Source organism: Parafannyhessea sp. LCP19S3_B1 (assembly GCF_052121955.1).
Classification (GTDB): Bacteria; Actinomycetota; Coriobacteriia; order Coriobacteriales; family Atopobiaceae; genus Parafannyhessea.
The window spans coordinates 72,240-91,990 of the sequence record NZ_JBQKDH010000006.1 but is presented as its reverse complement, the minus strand read 5'-3'; the positions used below and the strand labels follow the sequence as shown (position 1 = coordinate 91,990).

The following is a 19,751-nucleotide window of genomic DNA, read 5'->3' as shown; positions in this document are numbered from 1 at the left end:
GGACGTGAACGCTATGGCACAGGCGGAGGGCACCTACGACGAGGCGCTGGTTCGCGCGGAGTACGCGGACCTCACGCGCGAGCTCATCGCGCGCGGGCTTGAGGTGAGCACGATGGAGAGCGCCACGAGCGGCCAGATAGCGTCGCTCATAACGGATACGGAGGGCGCGTCGGCCGTGCTGAGGGGCGCGTACGTCACGTACTGCAACGACGCGAAGGTCAAGTGCGGCGTGCCGGCCGAGGTCATCCGCGAGCACACCGTCTACTCCACCCAGACGGCCGAGGCCATGGCGCAGGCGTGCCGCAGGTCGTACGCCGCGAACATCGGCATCGGCGTGACGGGCACCATGGGAAACGTCGACCCCGCGAACCCTGCGGCCTCGACCCCCGGCGAGGTCTACTTCGCCATCTGCCTGGGCACGGGCAAGGACGCCCAGGGCGAGAGGAACCACAGCTACCACGTGCACCTCGCTCCGCAGCCGTCGCGGCTCATGTACAAGCTCGCGGTTGCGAAGGAGGTCCGGGACAGGCTGGTGGTCCTTCTCGCCGAGGCGGGGGTGTAGCCGCCGGGGGCTTAGTCCAGCTCGCGCTTGCCGGTGCAGAGCTGCCAGTACTCGCCGCGCTGGGCCAGCAACTCCTCGTGCGTGCCGCGCTCCACGATGCGGCCGTGCTCCAGCACCATGATGGCGTTCGCGTTGCGTACGGTGGAGAGCCGGTGCGCGATTACGAACACGGTGCGCCCGCGCATGAGGGCATCCATGCCGCGCTCGATGAGGGCTTCGGTGCGCGTGTCGATGGAGGACGTCGCCTCGTCCAGAATGAGGACGGGCGGGTCTGATACCGCGGCGCGCGCGATGGCTATGAGCTGGCGCTGTCCCTGCGAGAGGTTGGCGCCGTCGGACGTGATCCTGGTGTCGTAGCCGTTGGGGAGCCTCTGTATGAACGAGTCCGCGTTTGCGATGCGCGCGGCGTGGCGCACCTCGTCGTCCGTGGCGTCGAGCTTGCCGAAGCGGATGTTGTCCGCGACGGTGCCGCTGAACAGGTGCGTGTCCTGCAGCACGATGCCCAGGGTGGAGCGCAGGTCGTCCTTGCGGATGTCCCTCACGTCGATGCCGTCGTAGGTGATGGAGCCGGAGCGCACGTCGTAGAAGCGGTTTATGAGGTTGGTGATCGTGGTCTTGCCCGCGCCCGTGGACCCCACGAACGCGATCTTCTGGCCGGGCTTCGCGTAGAGCGAAAGGTGCGAGAGCACCGTCTGACCGTCCTCGTAGCCAAAGGTGACGTCGTCCAGGCGCACGTCGCCCGCAAGGGGCACGGCCCCGCCGCCCGGGAGCACCCAGCGCCATCCGGCCGCGCCGGCCGCCATGCGACGGGGGAGGTCCTTCTCGCCCGGCGCGCCCTTGTCAGCGAGTTCCGCGTCGTGTGCGTGCTGCACCACGACCTTGCCCCCGTCCACCTCGGGCGGAAGCCCCATCACGGCAAACACGCGCTCCGCGCCGGCAAGCGCCGTGAGCACGAAGTTGCCGAGCTGCGTGAGCTGGTTGAGGGGCATGGTGGCCTGGCGCACGAACACCAGGTACGAGGCGAGGCTGCCCACGTCGGTCTGGCCGGCGATCGCCATCATCGCGCCGAGCACGGCGACGGCGGCGTAGTTGACGTAGCCGATCACGACGGTGCTGGGCACCATGGTGAGGGCGTAGGCCTGCGCGCTGGTCCCCGTTCGGCGCAGGTCCTGGTTGAGGCGGCGGAAGCCGGCGAGGTTCGCGCCCTCGTGGTTGAAGACCTTCACGACCTTCTGGCCGGACATCATCTCTTCCACGTAGCCGTCAAGCGCGCCGAGCGTGGTCTGCTGCGCGGCGAAGTAGCGCTTGGAGCGCCTGCCCGAGAAGCGCGTGTACAGCACCACGACCGCGTCGCACGCGAGCGTCACGAGGGTGAGCCGCCAGTTGAGCACCAGCAGCAGCACCAGGGTGCCCACCGTCTGCACCGCCGCCTGCATCATGTTGGCGAAGCTGTTGTTGAGCGCCTCGCTTATGGTGTCGACGTCGTTGGTGAAGTAGCTCATCACGTCGCCGTTGCGCGTGCGGTCGAAGAACGACACCGGCAGGCGCATGATGTGGCCAAACAGGTCGCGGCGGATGTCGAACACGATGTGCTGCGCCGCGTGCACCATGACCTGCGTGTACGCGAGCGCCGCCGCCACGGCCACCGTGTAGATGGCCGCCGTCGCCGCGACGTCCGCCGTGAAGCCCGCCACGTCGCCGGCGGCGATGCGGTTCACGACCGGCTTGATCATGTACGTTCCCGCGAGGTTGCCCGCGCCCGCGACCGTCACCAGCACGGCCACGGCGAGCATGTGGAACTTCGCATGTCCCATGTAGCCCACGAACGTCCTCATGGTGCGGCGCATGTCCTTGGGCCGCGCGCCGCCCGATGCCTTACTCTGCGCCATCGCCATCATCCCCCGTGGTGTTCTGCGAGTAATAGAGTTCCTGGTAGATGGGGTCGCTCGCAAGCAGCTGCGCATGCGTCCCCGTTGCGTGCACGCGGCCGTCGTCCAGGATCACGATCTGGTCCGCGTCCATGACGGAGCTCACGCGCTGCGCGATGATCACCTTCGTCACGCCGTGCAGGCGTGCGAGCCCCGCGCGTATGCGGGCGTCCGTCGCGGTATCCACGGCGCTGGTGGAGTCGTCGAACACCATCACCTTGGGGTGCGCCAGCAGCGTGCGTGCGATGCACAGGCGCTGCTTCTGCCCGCCAGATACGTTGCCGCCGCCGTGACCAAGGTCGGCGTCGAGCCCGCCTATGCGGTCCAGGAACTCGTCCACGCACGCGACGTGGCATGCCTGAAGTATCTCCTGGTCAGACGCCTTGGGGTTGCCCCAGCGCAGGTTGTCGCGTACGGTGCCCGAGAAGAGCACGTTCTTCTGGAGCACCATCCCCACGCCCGCGCGCAGGGCGTGCACGTCGTAGTCGCGCACGTCGCGCCCGCCCACGTAGACGGCGCCCTCCGTCGCGTCGTACAGGCGCGGCAGCAGCTGTACCAGCGACGACTTTCCCGATCCCGTGCCGCCGAGGATGCCGACGGTGGAGCCTGGCTCGAAGCGAAGCGACACGTGCTCCAGCACGTTCCTGCGCGCGGAGGCGCTGTACTTGAACGAGACGTCGCGCAGCTCCACGGAGCCGTCCGCCACCTCCTTCGCGCCCGTGGGGTTTGGGTCCATGGCCGGCTTTTCCCGCAGAACCTCGCACACGCGCCCCACGCTCGTGATCGCACGCGCAAGCAGCAGGAACACGCTCGATATCATGTTGAGCGAGTTCATGATCAGCAGCACGTAGCTCATGAAGCCGGTCAGGGTGCCCACGCCGATCTCGCCAGATGCGACCATCTGTCCGCCAAACCACAGCAGGCCCACGTTCGCCACGGCCATGGCCGCCTGGAACACGGGCATGTTCAGGACGGCGCCGCCAAACGTGTGCGTCGCGGTGTCCGCGAGCGATGCGTTCACGTCCTCGAAGCGCTCCGCCACGTGGCCCTCGCGCACGTACGCCTTGATGGCGCGTATGGCCACCAGGTCCTCCTGCAGCGTCTCGTTCAGGCGGTCCATCACGCCCTGCAGCACCGCGTACTGCGGCGCCACGTGGTGCACGATGAGCCCCAGCGCAACCGCAAGAAACGGCAGTATCACGAAGAACACCACCGCGAGCCGCGCGCTCATGGCGCATGCCAGCAGCAGGCCGGCCACCAGCATCACGGGGCTGCGCAGAAGCGGCCTCACGCCCATCACGAACGCGTTCTGGATGACGGTGATGTCGGTGGTCAGGCGCGTTACCAGCGAGGAAGACTCGAACTCGTCCAGGTTCGAGAACGCGTACCCCTGCAGGTGGGCGTACTCCGCCTCGCGCAGGTTGGCGCCAAAGCCCATGGCGGCCTTGGCCGAGAAGTGCGAGTACCCAAGGCCGCAGACGCCTGCCAGAAGCGCCACCGCCACCATCCGACGGCCCGTCGCAAGCACGAGCGCCAGGCTGCCCGACGCGATCCCCACGTCCACGATGCGCGCCATCAGGAAGGGGATCGCGAGCTCCGCGATGGTCTCGCCCACGATCAGGAGCGTCGCTGCCAGCATGTCAAGCCGGTATCCGTGCAGGTAGCGCGCCACATAGCGAAGGTCCTCCATCACAGCGCCTCCTTGTCGGGGGCGGTGCCGCAGTTCGCGCGCCGCAGGTTCGCGTGGATGCGGCCTAGGTAGTCCTGCAACCGGGCCACCTCCTCGGGCGAGAAGCCCGCGAGCATGGTCGCGCCCTCCTCGTCGCAGCACCGGTCCCACTCGGCCAGGGCAGCCCTGCCCTCCCCGGTGACCTCCGCAAGCCTGGTGCGACGGTCTTCTCCCCGCGTCATGCGCACGAAGCCGCTCTGGCTGAGCGAGGCGAGCATGCGGCTGACGGCCGCGGGGTCAAGCTCGAAGTACTCCGCGAGCGCCCGCTGGCTGCACGGGCCGTTCACGCGCAGGTATCCCAGGATCTTGGGCTGGCCCGGCCCCAGGCCGATCTTGGCCATTCGCGGCCGCAGGTAGTTTGTCTGCGCGTGTAGCGCGCGATAGAGCATCATGTGCGTGTCGCTGAGGGAGCGTCCCTCTGACGGCGCGTCGGTCTGTTGCTGCATAGTGCGTCTCCTTGACATGTCAACCTTTAGTCGGCAGCTAGCCTACTCTCATCGGTTGACGTGTCAAGGTTGATATGTCAAATAAATGCGAGCTCCATGTGCGGGCGCCGTGGAAGGTGGGGACGGCACTCCCGCGCGCCGCGCTCCGCTACTGCGCCACGGGCGGAAACATGGCCGCAAACAGCGCGAGCCCGGTCCTCGTGCCAAAGAACGGAGCCGGTCCCGTGGGCGCGGGCCTGCCGTCGCGCACGGCCTCGGACGTGTTCACCAGCCAGTCCGCCTCCAGGATCACCTGGTGCACCGCGCCGTCCACCGGCTCGTACGTGTGGTGGTGCGACACGACCCACGCAATGCACTCCACGGTCTCCTGGGGCTCGTCCGTTCCTGCGAAGAACTCCCTCACGAGCGGCGCGGATTCCTTCTCTTGCAGCTTGCCGGGCGCAGAACCGTACTTCTTGCGGCACAGTGGGCACGCGATGTCGTGCACCACGGCCGTCAGCTCTATCACGTGCAAGGTCCCCGCGTCGAGCCCCTCGCCCTCCGCGATGGCCTTTGCCAGGCCAAACACGTGCAGCAGGTGGTCAACGTCGTGCAGGTTTCCCGCCGAGAAGTCCACCATCTTGGCTATTGCCTCTCCCGTGAGCATGCGTCCTCCTTGCTTGTGGCGTCCGGTCGCGCCTTTGTGCGCCGGCCCGACGCGCCTTGCGTCCTTTCCCGCCAGTATGATGGCTTCGCCGCGCGCCCGCACGCGCGCGTAACCGTTGCGACACCTCGCCATTGCGCCGCGGTCGGCACCGCGGTGCTACCATGTCCTGCGCAGACGCACCCGCGCAAGAGGGAGGTTCGCCATGGCCCGGGGTTCGGAACACGCGCACACGCTGCTTGGGGTGACGGGGGAGCATGGGCCCTCCGCCCGGCTGTTCGTGCACGACGAGGCACCGGCACGGCCGGAAGGCCTTCCCCTGGTGCTGGTGCACGGCGCGGGTGTCGATTCCAGCTTTTACGACGGTCTCGCCACGTGCATGCCGGCGCGGCGCACCGTCCGCTATGACCGCCGCGGCTGTGGCCAAAGCACGGACGCGCTGGACGGCGACTGGTCGCTCGACGCGCAGGCGCGCGACCTGGCATCCGTGATCCGCGCGGCGGGCGGCAGGGCAGACGTCGTCGCGCACAGCCTCGGCGCCGTTGTGGCGCTCCGGCTCCTCGAGCGCGAGCTGCGGCTCTTCCGCAGACTGGTGGCCCTGGAGCCTCCCATCTTCAGCGGCCTGGACCCAGACGACGAGGTCTTCGGCAACATCGGTCGCGCCCGCAAGGCACTTGCAAGGCATCGCTCCAGCACGGCGCTCTACCTCACCACCCAGCGGGAGTCCATCGGCGAGGCCGTCGTGCCGTACTCCGCGCGCGAGCTCGAGCATCGCGAGCGCAACCTGCAGACGAGCTTCTCCCGCGAGACCTGGGCGTTCGACTACGTGCCGGATTGCGATGCCATCCGCGGCTCCGGCGTGCCCGTCCTCTTGTGCATCGGCCGCCAGAGCGATGGCACCTACCACGCGCGCAACCTGGACTTCCTGTGCCAGGGCCTTGGCGCGACGCCCGCCGTCATGCCCGGCGGCCACAACGGAGTGCGCGACTACCCCGGCGAGGTTGCCGCCGCGATTCAGGACTGGCTTCGATAGCCGCCACGCGTCCCGCATCGCCGAATGCGCCACCGCGCGCCGGGCGAGAAGAGCGCGCATGCCTTGGCCGTTTGCCATCCGCTCTCAGTTTTTATTTGCACGCTGGAGGCTCGTGCGCGATCCTGGTGCAGATTGGCGCAAGGGATGGGGGCAGAATGCTAGAGCCGGGCCTTTACGAGCAAACTATCAGCAGGGAACTGAAAGAGGAGCTCGAGTCAGAGAAGGACGAGCTCGTCTCCGACCTTCGCAAGATCGACGAGGCGGAAGCGCCAAAAATTCTTGCCGAGTACGTGGCCGAGGTCGCCGAGGCTGCCCTTGCAAGGATCAGCGAGTCTGGTAAGGATTCTCTCGAGAACCAGATTCAACTTGCAAACAAGATGATCGGCGCCTTGGATTCGTCAGGCGATCTCGTGGGCGATTCCCATCAGCTGCTCTCCCTTGTCCCAAAGGCGGTGCATGAGATTCGCGGGAGGAGCGAACGCGACATTCTTCGGCCGGAGACTCCAATGGCGCAGAGCTCCCTCTTCACCGGGGCTAGGCACGAGCCATCGATGGGATCCGAGCTCAAGAAGGAGATCGTCTCTGCGGATCGGATCGATATGCTGGTCTCGTTCATCAAGTGGCCGGGACTTCGCATCATTCTGCCAGAGCTGAGGCTGTTCTCCGAAAAAGGCGGCAAGCTCAGGGTCATCACGACGTCATATATAGGTGCGACCGATGTGAAGGCTATCGACGAGCTTAGCGAGCTGCCCGATGCTGAGGTGAAGGTCTCATACGATACTAGGGGCACTCGCCTACACGCGAAGGCATATGTGTTCTATCGCAAGACGGGCTTTACGACTGCTTACGTGGGTTCGTCCAATCTTTCTAACCCAGCCATTACGAGCGGGCTCGAGTGGAACGTGAAGGTCGCACAGCGAGAGCTGCCTGACACGATGGCGAAGATACGTGCGACGTTCGAGTCATATTGGGAGTCAAACGATTTCGAGTCTTACGATAGGAGTCAGCACGATCGCTTCGTAGAGGCCGTAAAGCGAGAGCGTGGGGAGAAAACCTCTAGTGACCTTGTGTACTTCTTCGATCTGAGGCCGTATCCGTTCCAGCGCGAGATCCTCGATCGGCTTCGTGCAGAGCGCGAGGTTGGTGACCACTGGCGAAACCTTGTTATCGCCGCGACTGGCACGGGAAAGACGGTAATATCGGCGTTTGACTATAGGGGGTTCTGCGCTCGCTACAACGACGGCAAACGGGCGCGCATGCTGTTCGTGGCTCATCGCGAGGAGATCCTCAAGCAGGCTCTCGCGACCTACCGAAGTGTTCTTCGTGACGCGAACTTCGGGGACCTCCTTGTTGGATCCTACGTACCGGGGAACCTAGACCATCTTTTCGCATCGGTGCAGTCTATTAACTCAAGGGGGCTAACGGGGTCGCTTGATCCGTCCTACTACGATTACATTGTGGTGGACGAGTTTCATCATGCTCCCGCGCCATCGTACCAGCGTCTACTGGAGCACTTCTCGCCAATGGTGCTGCTGGGCCTCACGGGCACCCCAGAGCGAATGGACGGCAAGAGCGTTCTGCCGTGGTTTGACAACAGGATTGCCGCCGAGATCAGGTTGCCAGAGGCCATCGATCGGAAGTTGCTCTGCCCGTTCCAGTACTTTGGCGTTACGGACGAGGTCGACCTGAGTCGACTGAAGTGGTCGCGCGGCGGCTACGAGACCTCTCAGCTCGAGGACGTGTATGTGTACCAGGAGCATCAGGCGAAGCAACGTGCTGAGCATATAATCCGGTCGCTGGATAGGTATGTGACAGACATCGAGTCCGTGCGAGGCATCGGATTCTGCGTCTCGGTCAAGCACGCCGACTTCATGGCAAGTCAGTTCAACGACCATGGGATAAAGTCCGTCTCTGTAACGGGGCAGACGCCAGAGGACAGGCGTAACGCGGCGAAGCGGCAACTCGCGGCAGGTGATATCAAGTTTGTCTTCACGGTGGACGTCTACAACGAGGGAGTTGATATCCCCGAGGTCAATACGGTGCTGTTCCTCCGCCCGACGGAATCTCTCACGGTTTTCCTGCAGCAACTCGGGCGAGGCCTCAGACTCTCTGAGGGCAAGGATTGCCTTACGGTCTTGGACTTCATTGGACAGCAGAACAAGCACTACGATTTCGAGTCCAAGTTCTCCGCCCTGCTTTCGAATACGCACAAGCCGATGAGTAGGGAGATCAAAGAGGGCTTCTCGTCTGTGCCAAAGGGATGCTACATACATCTTGAGAAGGTTGCGGCGGAGTACGTCCTGAAGCACGTAAGCCAATCCTATGGTGTGAAGTCTGGCCTTGTGAGCCGAATCTCTACCTTCACTGAGGATACGGGGCTCGATCTCACGCTTTCCAGCTTTCTTGCGTCAACGGGCGTCGACCCCAAGATGCTATTCGGCAAGTACTGCTTCTCACGCCTGTGTGTGGAGGCGGGCGTGAGAGATGACTTTCGCGATCCGGACGAGGAGCTGTTAACAAAGGCCTTGGCGCGCATCTGCTCCATCGACTCTCGTCGTTGGATTGCATTCCTGCTGCGAGCGCTGCCGCTGATTGCCGATGGAAAGAGCAACTTTAACGATCTGGAGATGAGCTGGCTGAGAATGCTCCAGGTCACGCTTCTGCCGAATGCGACCGAGTCCGAGCTCCGAGATGAGACGATTGGGCATCTGAGGGGACTCCTGAGAAACGAGACCATGTTTGCGGAGATCACCGAGCTCCTGCGCTTCAACCTCGATCACATCGATTTCATCGACGAGCCGGTGAACCCTGGCTTTGACTGTCCCCTTGATCTCCACTGCCAATACTCACGCGACCAGATATTCGTCGGCTTTGATTATCTGAACCCGGGCGTCGTGAGGCAGGGTGTCAAATGGTTGCCCGAAAAACGCTGCGACGTCCTTATCAATACGTTGAACAAAGCGGAGAGGGATTACTCTCCGTCGACCATGTACGAGGACTATTCGATCAGCGAGAGTCTCTTCCACTGGCAGAGCCAAAGCACGACGAGTGATTCAAGCAAGACGGGACAGCGCTATATACATCATGGGGAGTGTGGATCGAAGGTCCTTCTCTTCGTGAGGGAGTATAAGAAGGATGCTGCGGGTACGGCACCGTTCACGTTCCTAGGGATGGTTGACTACGTCTCGCACGAAGGCTCGAAGCCGATGAACATCGTCTGGCATCTCGAGAGGCCCATGCCAACGAAGTTCCTGAGGAAGACGAACAGGCTCGCAAGTTAGGCGTATTTGCTAGGAGACCAGGCGTTCGGCGACTTTGAAGTGTCTGAAGTGCATGTCGAGGAGCTCGTCATCCGGTGCTGCTTTGCCAGTGGGCATTATAAGCCGCATGTCTGCAAGGTCTTGGTACGGGGAACGGCGCAGGCGATCGGAGATTCGGAGGATATGGGTCTCTGGTTCGATGGATAGGAGGTTGTCGTCGTAGAGGCGGTGTATGTTGGCACGTAGAAGAATGCCATTGTTCACGACCTGTGAACGCGGGCCTCGGTATCGATCGATATGTGCCGCCTGCAGTGCCTCTGGCACATCTACGTGCGTGACAGGGCAGACTCCGCGATAAGCCTCGAACAACTGCTTGCGGAACCTCTCTTGCTGTTGTCTCGCCACCGTGTTGACAATCTTCCGAACGCGCTCGTCTCTCTCGGCGGATATCTGCGCCTTGAGGTCCTTAAGCTCCTCCTTCTCCTTGGGGCTCAGATCGGCTTCCGTGATGAGATAGAACGTATGGGCGGCTTCCGTCTGAGCATTCACGGGTCCATGTATCGTAAACGAGTCGGTCTCGGCATTGAACTGCTCGACGAAGGCGAGTCCCAACACGTTGTATCCAGAGTCACTGCGGACCATGACGCCAACGGGTACGCCGTCTTCCAAATTGTTCATGAGGAATTTCGTCGACTGGTCCGTCTCCCTTTTGCCAGGAGCGGCGCGGTGGGCTTTGTAGTCCAGAATCCATGTCCCATCAGGGCGAGCAATGACATTTTTATCGTCGTAATACGCTTGACCTTCTGAGTGGACCGACAGCGCGTACTTACGCTTACCTGCCCCGCCAGATGGCAGGGAGTCGTAGTTGGGAGAGTGAATGCCTCGCTGTGATGCAAGCTTTATATCGAGGCCACGTGCCATTTCCTCGCTCCCGCGCGGAAGACGAGGGATCTGGCGCCCCTCGTAATCGATGAACCTCCGGTAAGCCAGAAGGAACTCTGGAGGGACGAGACCTCTCGCACGTTCGAGCGAAAGGGCGTTCACGTCGCAGTCATATATGAGGGGCTCATCTATCATGCGAACAGAGTACTACACCTGCGACCAAGGGGGCGGGCTCTTCTCGCCCGGGCGAGGCGCTTGGGATGCGGTGATGAGGGCATAATCTTTCCTGGACGGCGCGGGTGCGCCGGGCTGGGAGGCTTGTGCTATGTCGGACGTGCGATTTGGGACTGAGGCTGCGGGCGGCTTTGGCGGGGCAGGCGACCTTGGCGGGGCGGACGGCTCTGCCAGGGCGGTTGACGCAATCGAGGCGATACTGGCGAGGCCTCGCGACGAGGTGCTCGCGCAGTGTCGGCGCTATGTGGTGGGGCAGGAGGACGTGCTCCGCGAGGTGGTCGGGCTGACGTACTCGTGCCTGCAGCGCATGGAGATGCGCGCCCGCGGCGTGGACGACCTGGACCTGCCCCGCGCGTGCGCGTTCATGCTTTCGGGCAGCACGGCGAGCGGCAAGAGCTTCGTGATGAAGGTGGTCGCGAAGGTCATGGGGCTTGAGCTGGTGAGCATAGACTGCTCTGGCATCACGGGCGCCGGATGGGTTGGCGACTCCGTGAGCAGCGAGCTGAGGCGCGTGGCCGGCGTGATGGAGAAGGACGACGGCCGCCCGGTGCTCGCGTTCTGGGACGAGGCCGACAAGCTGGTTCGCAAGACGCGCGAGGGCGGCCGGAGCTTTGACAGCCAGGGGAACTTCCTGAAGCTTTTGGACGGCGGGACGCTGGAGCTGGCGCCGGAGGCCCAGGGCCAGCGCGAGGTGACCCTGGACGCGGGGCGCGTGCTGAACGTGTTTGCCGGCGCGTTCATGGGGATCGAGGGCATCGTGCGGAAGCGCCTGCTGAGCGGCGGGCTCGAGCTTGCGGGCGCGGGCTCTGTGGCGCCGGGGCTTCTGACCACGGACCAGCTGCGGGCGCGCATGAACCTGCAGGACCTGGTGAGCTGGGGGTTCATGCCGGAGTTTGTGGGACGCTTTGGCGCGGTGGTGTGCGTGCCGGCGCTGACGTGCGCAAACCTGCGGCAGATCGTGAAGGGTTCCGAGCGGAGCCTGGAGCGTCGCGTGAGCAACCTGCTGGGCGCCGGCCGCGCGTTCAGGATCTCTGACGCGGCTGCGGACGCAATCGCCCGCGAGGCGCACGAGAGCGGCTTGGGCGCGCGCAGGATCGACCAGGTGGCAAACCACTTTGAGGCGGAGGCGACCGTGCGCCTGCACGCGGACGAATCCGTGAACGTGGCGACGCTGGACGTGGACGCGGACGGCGGCCTGCGCCTTGCGTTTGGCTTTGACGAGGACGTGGCGGAGGGCGCGGACGGCACGCTGGGCGCGGGCGATGCCGCCGGCACGGCGGGTGCGGGCGAGAAGGGCAACCCCGTGGACGGCGACGTGGCCGTGGAGGCCGGCGCAAGCAGGTTCGAGCCGAACGAGCGGCTGATTGCGGCCGTGGACGGCGCGATGGCCGGCGCGCGCTGGGCGGACGCGGCCGCGACGGCGGAGGGGCGCGAGCTTCTGGCCAGGCGCCTGGCGCACTACCAGCGCTGGCGCGTGCGCGACGCAAGGTCCGTGGACGCGGCGGAGCTGCTGCTAGAGGCGGTGAGCGGCTACCTTGCCGTGAACCGCGACCCGGACATGAGGCAGACGCTGGGCTACGTGTGCGCACTGCTGCGCTTTGCGGACATTGGCATGCGCGACGGCTGGACGTACCTGGACACGCTGTTCTTTGGGCGCGTGGAGGTATGCGGGCTGCGCGGCCTTGAGGAGCGTGCGAGCTTTGACCCCGCGTACTGCAGCTGCGACGCGGTGCGTGCGCTGAGCTGCTACAGGCGCTACCTTGCGTTTCCGGATGCGGTGCGCAGGGAGGCCGTGGGCCTGGCGCAGGCGCGCGCCACGGACGCCGCGACGTCTGCGCGGGAGGCGGCGTGGCTGCGCGCGGACGTGAACGGCGTGGCGGACGCTGTGGACAAGGAAGCCCCCGCGGGCATGACGCTCATGTTCTAGCCGGGGCGCGCGGCTGTGCCGTTGACGTGGGGGTTTGCTGCCAAGGCGGTACGTCCTTCTCGCCCGTGCGTATGCTATACAGAGATTGGATATCGCGGACGGGAGGCATGCGGTGAACCTGAGGCAGCTGGAGTACTTTGTGGCCGTGGCGGAGGAGCGCAAGATCACCACGGCGGCGAAGCGCCTGAACATCACGCAGCCCCCGCTGAGCTACGAGGTGTCCGCGCTGGAGAAGGAGCTGGGCGTCAAGCTGTTTGTGCGCAGGCCGCGCGGCGTGGACCTGACGGACGCGGGGCGCGTGCTGTACGCCCGCGCGACCACGATCCTGGGGCTGACGGAATCCGCGGCGCGCGAGGTGGCGGACGTGGGCCTGGGGCGCGAGGGGACGCTCGCCATAGGGATCATCAGCTCTTCGGGCGGGCAGGTGCCGAACTCCCAGATGCGGGCCCTGGCGGACGACTACCCGCGCGTGAGCCTGGTGCTGAACGAGGGCAACACGTATGAGGTGCTCGAGATGCTGCGCCGTCGCGTGGTTGAGCTGGGCGTGGTGCGCACGCCATTTGCGGAGCAGGGGCTGGAGTGCCGCTACGCCGACCCCGAGCCGATGGTGGCCGTGATCCCGCGCGGGATGTCGTGCGGCGAGCGCGCGGACGTGGTGGACCTGGAGGAGCTCTCCGCCGCTCCGCTCGTGATCTATCGCAGGTTCGAGAAGATCCTGGAGCGCCTGTTTGCGCAGGCGGGGCTGCCGGAGTTCGTGGCGTGCGTGAACGACGACGCCCGCACCACGTGCGCGTGGGCGTGCAAGGGGCTGGGCGTGGGCCTGGTGCCGGAGTCGTTTCTGGAGCTGATGAACCTTGAGGGCGCCACGGTGAAGCGCGTGGACGAGGACTCTTTGGTGACACGGATGGCCGTGGTGTGGCCTAAGGGAAGGGGCCTGTCGCCCTTGGCGGAGCGCTTCGTGGGCATGTTCGAGGCGGCGTACGCGCCGGCGGCCGACGCCGCGGGCGATGCCGCCGAGGCCGACGCGGGCGCAGCGGCCGACGGCAGCGCCGTGGATGGGTAACGCATGGGCCCGGCCTCGCGGATGCGAGAGCCGGGCCCGGTAAGAGGGGGACCGCCCAACCCGGAGTCGTAGGGGGTCGAGCGGGTGGTGCCTGATGTTGGGGGGAGCTAGTCTAACTTGGCGCCGCAGTGCGAGCAGAACGCCGCGTCGGCGTCGACCTCGGCGCCGCAGCTCGGGCAGGCCTTGGTATGCGCGGAAGTGGCCTGGTTTTCCGAGGAGGCCTCCGAGACCTCGCTCCTGACCTTCTCGGCCGCCGCCGCGTCGCCCTCCTCCATGCCCTCGCGCACGCTCTTGACCGTCTGGCCAAGGGCGGAGCCGAGCTTCGGCAGGTTCTTGGGCCCAAAGATGACGAGCGTTACAAGCAGGATGACAAGAAGCTCGGGTGCGCCCATTCCAAGGATCATGATGTGCCTCCCATGTTTGGGTAACTGTTGTGCGAACTCCACTGTAGGCGCCCGAAGCCATAAGTAAAAATACAGGTATTCTTGCGAGTCATACAACAAATGTATGGATGGCTGTGCGACATTCGCGTCGCGGCGCCTTGCTATAGTGGTCGCATGTAGGCACAACCGCGACGGCAGGGTGGTTACATGGCAGACGACTTCTTCGACGACCAGGACCCGTTCTTCCTGGCAAGCGACCGACTCGACGCGGGGGAGAGCCCCCGGAGCGTGTATCTGTGGGCGAAGGCCAGCCGCGCGAAGGTGCGCGACAAGGTGGCTCGCGAGCAGTGGGACGAGGTGCTCCGCTACATCGCGGAGGAATACCCCGATGCCAACCTGCGATAGCGGCCATGCGTGCGCGGCCGCGCACGAGCTCCCGCGGCTGTTCGACGTTCACCAGCACGTGCTGCCCCCGGCGTACCTGGAGGCACTCGCCCGCGCGGGCATCGATCCCGCGCGCGAGGACGGCTTTCCCACGCCTTCGTGGGACGAGAAGGACGCGCGCGCCTTCGCTGCGGGCGCAAACATTGGCTTCTCGCTCTTCTCGATATCGTCGCCCCACGTCAACTGGGGTGACGATGCCGCTTCCGCAGGGCTTTGCCGCGCCCTGAACGACTACATGTCCGGTCTGTGCGCGGACCACGCCGCATGCCGCGGCTTTGCGGCGGTGCTGCCACTGCCCGATGTCGCGGCGTCCATCCGGGAGGCGCGCCGCGCGCTTGCACTGCCTGGCGCGCTTGGCGTGAAGGTTCCCACAAACGCATGCGGCACCTACCTTGGGGATCCCGCCCTCGACCCGCTCATGGCGTACCTGGACTCGCTGCATGCCGTCGTGACGATCCATCCCACCAAGCCCGCGGCCGTGCCGGCGGGGCAGTTCGCGGCACGCCATGCGCCCCTGTTCGAGTTTCTGGCGGACACCACGCGCGCCGTGCTCAACCTGGTGACCGAGGGCACGCTCGACCGCTATCCCAACGTGCGGTGGGTCGTTCCGCACTGTGGCGCGTTTGTGCCAGAGGTGGCGCATCGCATGGACGGCATCTCGCGCGTGCTCGTGCCGGCGGGCATGATGTCCAACGTGGACGTCCTTGGCGCCGTGCGCAGCCTGTACTTCGACCTTGCGGGCGATGCGGAACCCGTCATGCTCGACGCGCTGCTCAAGGTGGCGGACCCCACCCACCTGCTGTACGGGAGCGACTGGCCGTACACTCCGGCGCCACTTGCGCTGCGCAAGGCGGAGGCACTGTTCTGTGGTCCGCACGCAAGGTCCATCGAGGGTGCGGCGTGGCAGAACGCGGCAAGCCTTTACGGGTTTACGCAGGTATCGCTTTAAACTAGGTGTTCAATTTATCGTTTGGCGACAAAAACCAACCGTTTGCCCGTTTCTGCATTGCATACATTTCGTTAACCGCATGTTACCGCTTGAAATATCTGGCCACCTACCGGCTTCCAGAGGGCCATCATGGGCGCCGTACCGCAAGGGAGGTGCGCATACGGCGCACCCGGTATAGGAGATTCGAACATGGGCGTCAGCACGCTAGCAGAGGTAATCATTATTATCTAGCCGCGAGTCGGTGTAGCCGACCCGCGGTCATGCGGGCGGCTGGCGTCTTTCTGCGGGGCCGCTTGGAAACCACCAAGTGGCCCCGCTTTTTGTTTGAACCTCGGAGGGAGCTTCACATGAACGGAATGCTGGTAATACTGGTTGCAGCCGTGGCGCTCGTCTGCGGCTACGTCGTCTACGGTCGATGGCTGGCCAAGAGCTGGGGCGTCGATCCCCAGGCCATTACGCCCGCCCGCCGCATGGAGGATGGCCGGGACTTCTCGCCCGCCACGCGCTTCTCCGTGTTCGCGCACCAGTTCAGCTCGATCTGCGGCGCGGGCCCCGTCACGGGCACCATCGTCGCGATGATGTTCGGCTGGCTGCCGGTCCTGCTGTGGGTCCTCGTCGGCGGCATCTTCTTTGGTGCCGTGCATGACTTCGGCGCGCTGTACGCCTCCGTCAAGAACAACGGCAAGTCGCTGGGCCAGCTCATCGAGAAGTACATCGGCAAGACGGGTCGCCGCCTCTTCCTGCTGTTCAGCTGGCTGTTCTGCACCATCGTGATCGCCGCGTTCACCTCCATGGTCGCGGGCACCTTCAAGTTCACCCCCGCCGCCTCCGGCGCTGTCGACTTCACCAAGTCCTACGCCTCCGGCTGCGCCGGCACCATCTCCATCCTGTTCACCTTCGTCGCCATCGCCTTCGGCTGGCTGCGCAAGCGCTTCGACCTCAAGGGCTGGCAGGAGTTCGCCGTTGCCGTCGCGTCCATCGTCATCATGTTCGCCGTCGGCATGCAGTTCCCCCTGTACCTTGACATCAACGGCTGGATCGCCATCGTGATGGTCTACCTCGTCTTTGCGAGCGCCATGCCCATCCAGACCCTCAAGCAGCCGCGTGACTACCTCACTACCATCATGATGGTCACCATGATCGTCTGCGCCGTGTTCGGCATCTTCGCGCTGGCCGTCCAGGGCAAGGCAACCATGACCGCCCCCATGGTCGCGAGCAGCGCCACCATGGCAAAGCTCGCCGCCGGCGGCAGCTACCTGTTCCCGCTCATGTTCGTCTCCGTCGCCTGCGGCGCCCTCTCCGGCTTCCACAGCCTCGTCTCCTCCGGCACCTCCTCCAAGCAGGTCTCCAACGAGACCGACATGCTTCCCGTCGGCTTCGGCGCCATGGTGCTCGAGTCCTTCGTCGGCGTCATCGCCATCGTCACCGCCGGCATCATGTTCGGTGACATGAACACCGCCGGCACCGGTGCCCTCAACGGCGGCGTCGCCTCCACCCCGTTCCAGATCTTCGCGGCCGGCATCGCCCGCGGCATGGAGACCATCGGCGTCAACAACACCGTCGCGACCGTCTTCATGACCATGAACGTCTCCGCCCTCGCCCTCACCTCGCTCGACGCGGTCGCCCGCATCGCCCGCAGCAGCTTCCAGGAGTTCTTCTTCAACTCCAACGACGCCGCCGCCCAGACCACCGAGAAGGTCACCGGCGTCCGCAAGGTCATGACGAACGTCTGGTTCTCCACCGCCATCTCCCTGCTCGTCGGTCTTGTCCTCTGCTTCGGCGGCTACCTCAACATCTGGCCGCTCTTCGGCGCGTCCAACCAGCTGCTCGGCGGCATGACCATGATCACCCTCGCCGTGTTCTGCAAGGTCACCGGCCGCAAGGGCTGGATGCTGTACGTCCCCGTCGCCTTCCTGCTCTGCTGCACCTTCACCTCCCTTGCCATGAGCATCGCCAGCTGCTGGACCGCCGTGGCCACCTACGGCCTGTTCGGCACCATCCCCGCGACCGCGACCACCGCTGCCGCCCCCGTGCTCCTCACCAAAGGCCTGCAGCTCGTCGTCGCCGTCCTGCTCGTGGTCCTCGGCGTCATCGTCGCCTACAACTGCCTGAAGGAGTTCTTCACCGTCAAGGCCGGCTCCATGGCAGACGAGGAGCCCGAGTGGTCCGAGCTCGGCCGCAAGAACGTCGCGGCTGCCGAGTCCGAGGCCGCTGCCTCCGACGCGAAGGTCGCCCAGGCCCAGGCGTAGCCCACATGCCACGCATCGTGCGCCCATCCCCGCGCGCACATATATATACGTAAGACGAGAAGAGCCGACATCCAACCGGATGCCGGCTCTTCTCCTTTAGGTAACTCGTTGTCGCGGCACCTGCGCGGGCGTGCCCGCCGGGCGCCTGCGGGCCGCGGGCGCTACTCGCCCTCCAGGAAGCCGCCGGTCTGGCGGTCCCACAGGCGCTCGTACTCGCCGCCGGCGCGGCTGAGCTCCGCGTGCGTGCCGTCCTCCACGATCCTGCCGTTGGACAGCACCACGATGCGGTCGAGCGACGCCACGGTCGAGAGCCTGTGCGCCACGACGATGGACGTGCGTCCGTGCATCAGGCGCTCCAGGGCCTGCTGCACCAGCGCCTCGGACTCGGAGTCCAGCGCGGACGTCGCCTCGTCCAGCACCAGGATCGGCGCGTCCGTCAGGATGGCGCGCGCGATCGCGATGCGCTGGCGCTGCCCGCCAGAGAGCTTCACGCCGCGCTCGCCCACCATGGTGTCCATGCCCTGCGGCAGCCGGTCGATGAACTCCAGCGCGTTTGCCTGGCGCGCGGCCTCGCGAATCTGCTCCTCCGTGGCGTCCGGGCGCCCGTAGGCGATGTTCTCGCGGATGCTGCGGTGGAACAGCAGCGCCTCCTGCGGCACGTACGCGATCTGCCGGCGCAGGCTCTGCTGGGTGCAGCGGCTTATGTCCTGCCCGTCCACCAGCACGCGGCCGTCCTGCACGTCGTCCAGGCGCAGCAGGAGCTTCGTCAGCGTGGTCTTGCCCGATCCGGAGCGGCCTACCAGGCCAACGCGCTGTCCGGCGGGAATGTGCAGCGTCAGGTCGTCAAACACGCGGTCGTCCGCCGCGGCGTCGTGGTAGCGGAACCCCAGGTGCTCGAAGTCGATGGCGCCGTGCGTCACGGAAAGCTCGGTCGCGTCCGGCGCGTCCTCCACCAGGCGCGGCTCGTCCAGGACCTGCGTCATCTGGGCCGCGTCGCCCAGCGCGCGGTTGATGCGCTGCATCATCGAGCTGGTGTAGTTAAGGCGCATCGTCAGGTTGTACGTGTAGGTGAACATCATGATGAGCGTGCTTGCGCTGATGCCAAACCACGCGTGCCCGCCCACCATGAACACGGACACCACGGCCATGATGAGCACGATGATGCCGGAGCTCGCGAAGTTGCGACGCATGGTGGCGCGCATGCTCACGGTCTCGGCGCTGCGGGCGTCGCGGTCCGCCGCGTCAAACAGCTCGCGCTCGAAGTCCTCGCGCCCGCACGTCTTCACGGCCAGGATGTTGGTGACTGCATCTGAAAGCACGCCGGAAAGGCGGTTCTGCGCCTGCGACGTACGCTCGGAAAGCGGCAGGATCCTCTTGTACATCACCCACACGAACGCGATGTACACCACCATCATCACCACGAGGATGAGCACGAACGTTGGCACCTGCCACGCCAGCGACAGGATGGTGGCCGCGATGGACGTGACCATGGGAATGAGCGAGAAGACCACCACGTCCACAAGCTGGCTGTACCCGCTCGTGAAGCGGCTGGTCTGGCTCACGAGCGCGCCGCCGAAGTTGCTGGTGTGGAACGTCATCGACTGGTTGGCCAGCGTGTCGAAGCACAGGCGCGACAGGTGGTAGTTGCCGTTGATCTCCAGCTTGTACACGGTGTAGTCCTGCAGCTTCGACAGCACCTGGCCCACGAGGTTCACGAGCACGAGCGCGAGCACGTACGGGCCGAACACGGAAAACACGCGGTCGGCGGGCACGGGGGAGGCCTGCACGCGGTCGACCACGAGGCCCATCACGTAGGTGTTCGCGAAGGTGAGCAGGAGCACGTAGCCGGCGCTCGCTATGACGGAGAGCGCCGCGATCCCGGGCTGCATGCGCGTGACTGCCCAGAACCTAGAGAGGGTCCGGCGCATCGTCGAGCGCTCGAGGCGGGCGGTGTTTCGTTGAGACAAGGTGGTTCCTTTCCGTTTGTTGCGCATTCTTCCCTGACTCCGCCGCATGAGG

At 65.2% G+C, this 19,751-nt stretch carries 15 protein-coding genes; 8 read left to right on the top strand and 7 right to left on the bottom strand.

Going from position 1 to position 19,751, the window contains the following annotated elements:
• Nucleotides 1-13: 13 nt before the first annotated feature.
• A complete protein-coding gene (locus ACTQWE_RS04310) occupies nt 14-562 on the top strand; it encodes a CinA family protein (RefSeq protein WP_441855889.1) in 549 nt (182 codons plus the stop codon).
• Between the two features lie 11 nt (nt 563-573).
• On the opposite strand, the gene ACTQWE_RS04305 is transcribed toward ACTQWE_RS04310, so the two are convergent.
• The 4 genes from ACTQWE_RS04305 to ACTQWE_RS04290 all read right to left on the bottom strand — a co-directional run bounded on the left by ACTQWE_RS04305 (nt 574) and on the right by ACTQWE_RS04290 (nt 5,311).
• Nucleotides 574-2,451 (bottom strand): ABC transporter ATP-binding protein, encoded by a 1,878-nt coding sequence (locus tag ACTQWE_RS04305; protein WP_441855887.1) that lies wholly within the window; start codon nt 2,449-2,451, stop codon nt 574-576.
• A complete protein-coding gene (locus ACTQWE_RS04300) occupies nt 2,438-4,180 on the bottom strand; it encodes an ABC transporter ATP-binding protein (RefSeq protein ID WP_441855885.1) in 1,743 nt (580 codons plus the stop codon). Before ACTQWE_RS04300 ends, ACTQWE_RS04305 begins: the two co-directional genes overlap by 14 nt.
• Complete coding sequence (locus tag ACTQWE_RS04295; protein WP_441855883.1) at nt 4,180-4,665, bottom strand: MarR family winged helix-turn-helix transcriptional regulator; 486 nt, start codon at nt 4,663-4,665, stop codon at nt 4,180-4,182. The genes ACTQWE_RS04300 and ACTQWE_RS04295 overlap by 1 nt, the downstream gene beginning before the upstream one ends.
• A 148-nt stretch (nt 4,666-4,813) precedes the next feature.
• A complete protein-coding gene (locus ACTQWE_RS04290; protein ID WP_441855881.1) occupies nt 4,814-5,311 on the bottom strand; it encodes an HD domain-containing protein in 498 nt (165 codons plus the stop codon).
• Between the two features lie 202 nt (nt 5,312-5,513).
• On the opposite strand from ACTQWE_RS04290, the gene ACTQWE_RS04285 reads away from it, so the two are divergent.
• Complete coding sequence (locus tag ACTQWE_RS04285; RefSeq protein WP_441855878.1) at nt 5,514-6,341, top strand: alpha/beta fold hydrolase; 828 nt, start codon at nt 5,514-5,516, stop codon at nt 6,339-6,341.
• 155 nt (nt 6,342-6,496) lie between these two features.
• On the top strand, nt 6,497-9,622 hold the full coding sequence (locus ACTQWE_RS04280) for a DUF3427 domain-containing protein (protein ID WP_441855876.1): 3,126 nt from the start codon (nt 6,497-6,499) through the stop codon (nt 9,620-9,622).
• A 9-nt stretch (nt 9,623-9,631) separates the two neighbouring features.
• On the opposite strand, the gene ACTQWE_RS04275 is transcribed toward ACTQWE_RS04280, so the two are convergent.
• Entirely contained in the window at nt 9,632-10,678 is a 1,047-nt protein-coding gene (locus ACTQWE_RS04275) for an HNH endonuclease (protein ID WP_441855874.1), read from the bottom strand.
• A 130-nt stretch (nt 10,679-10,808) separates the two neighbouring features.
• Here ACTQWE_RS04275 and ACTQWE_RS04270 point away from each other — a divergent pair, with 130 nt between their 5' ends.
• Nucleotides 10,809-12,644, top strand: a complete 1,836-nt coding sequence (locus ACTQWE_RS04270) for an AAA family ATPase (RefSeq protein ID WP_441855873.1) — start codon at nt 10,809-10,811, stop codon at nt 12,642-12,644.
• Nucleotides 12,645-12,756: 112 nt separating this feature from the next.
• Nucleotides 12,757-13,707 (top strand): LysR family transcriptional regulator, encoded by a 951-nt coding sequence (locus ACTQWE_RS04265; RefSeq protein ID WP_441855871.1) that lies wholly within the window; start codon nt 12,757-12,759, stop codon nt 13,705-13,707.
• Nucleotides 13,708-13,814: 107 nt separating this feature from the next.
• Here ACTQWE_RS04265 and ACTQWE_RS04260 read toward each other — a convergent pair whose 3' ends face one another.
• Nucleotides 13,815-14,111, bottom strand: coding sequence for a twin-arginine translocase TatA/TatE family subunit (locus ACTQWE_RS04260; RefSeq protein WP_441855869.1), 297 nt, complete (start codon nt 14,109-14,111; stop codon nt 13,815-13,817).
• 186 nt (nt 14,112-14,297) lie between these two features.
• Here ACTQWE_RS04260 and ACTQWE_RS04255 point away from each other — a divergent pair, with 186 nt between their 5' ends.
• From ACTQWE_RS04255 to ACTQWE_RS04245, 3 genes are all read left to right on the top strand, one after another.
• Nucleotides 14,298-14,495: a hypothetical protein gene (locus tag ACTQWE_RS04255; protein ID WP_170103092.1), complete on the top strand. Its 198-nt coding sequence runs from the start codon at nt 14,298-14,300 to the stop codon at nt 14,493-14,495.
• Nucleotides 14,479-15,483: an amidohydrolase family protein gene (locus ACTQWE_RS04250; protein WP_441855867.1), complete on the top strand. Its 1,005-nt coding sequence runs from the start codon at nt 14,479-14,481 to the stop codon at nt 15,481-15,483. Before ACTQWE_RS04255 ends, ACTQWE_RS04250 begins: the two co-directional genes overlap by 17 nt.
• Before the next feature lie 347 nt (nt 15,484-15,830).
• Nucleotides 15,831-17,732, top strand: a complete 1,902-nt coding sequence (locus ACTQWE_RS04245; RefSeq protein ID WP_441855865.1) for a carbon starvation CstA family protein — start codon at nt 15,831-15,833, stop codon at nt 17,730-17,732.
• Nucleotides 17,733-17,893: 161 nt separating this feature from the next.
• Here ACTQWE_RS04245 and ACTQWE_RS04240 read toward each other — a convergent pair whose 3' ends face one another.
• Complete coding sequence (locus tag ACTQWE_RS04240; RefSeq protein ID WP_441855863.1) at nt 17,894-19,726, bottom strand: ABC transporter ATP-binding protein; 1,833 nt, start codon at nt 19,724-19,726, stop codon at nt 17,894-17,896.
• Nucleotides 19,727-19,751 lie beyond the last annotated feature (25 nt).

Bases quoted from the DNA above. Each gene is read 5' to 3' on its own strand.
- ACTQWE_RS04310 (WP_441855889.1), top strand. From the start codon at position 14: ATGGCACAGGCGGAGGGCACCTACGACGAGGCGCTGGTTCGCGCGGAG.
- ACTQWE_RS04305 (WP_441855887.1), bottom strand. From the start codon at position 2,451: ATGGCGCAGAGTAAGGCATCGGGCGGCGCGCGGCCCAAGGACATGCGC.
- ACTQWE_RS04300 (WP_441855885.1), bottom strand. From the start codon at position 4,180: ATGGAGGACCTTCGCTATGTGGCGCGCTACCTGCACGGATACCGGCTT.
- ACTQWE_RS04295 (WP_441855883.1), bottom strand. From the start codon at position 4,665: ATGCAGCAACAGACCGACGCGCCGTCAGAGGGACGCTCCCTCAGCGAC.
- ACTQWE_RS04290 (WP_441855881.1), bottom strand. From the start codon at position 5,311: ATGCTCACGGGAGAGGCAATAGCCAAGATGGTGGACTTCTCGGCGGGA.
- ACTQWE_RS04285 (WP_441855878.1), top strand. From the start codon at position 5,514: ATGGCCCGGGGTTCGGAACACGCGCACACGCTGCTTGGGGTGACGGGG.
- ACTQWE_RS04280 (WP_441855876.1), top strand. From the start codon at position 6,497: ATGCTAGAGCCGGGCCTTTACGAGCAAACTATCAGCAGGGAACTGAAA.
- ACTQWE_RS04275 (WP_441855874.1), bottom strand. From the start codon at position 10,678: ATGATAGATGAGCCCCTCATATATGACTGCGACGTGAACGCCCTTTCG.
- ACTQWE_RS04270 (WP_441855873.1), top strand. From the start codon at position 10,809: ATGTCGGACGTGCGATTTGGGACTGAGGCTGCGGGCGGCTTTGGCGGG.
- ACTQWE_RS04260 (WP_441855869.1), bottom strand. From the start codon at position 14,111: ATGATCCTTGGAATGGGCGCACCCGAGCTTCTTGTCATCCTGCTTGTA.
- ACTQWE_RS04255 (WP_170103092.1), top strand. From the start codon at position 14,298: ATGGCAGACGACTTCTTCGACGACCAGGACCCGTTCTTCCTGGCAAGC.
- ACTQWE_RS04250 (WP_441855867.1), top strand. From the start codon at position 14,479: ATGCCAACCTGCGATAGCGGCCATGCGTGCGCGGCCGCGCACGAGCTC.
- ACTQWE_RS04245 (WP_441855865.1), top strand. From the start codon at position 15,831: ATGAACGGAATGCTGGTAATACTGGTTGCAGCCGTGGCGCTCGTCTGC.
- ACTQWE_RS04240 (WP_441855863.1), bottom strand. From the start codon at position 19,726: ATGCGCAACAAACGGAAAGGAACCACCTTGTCTCAACGAAACACCGCC.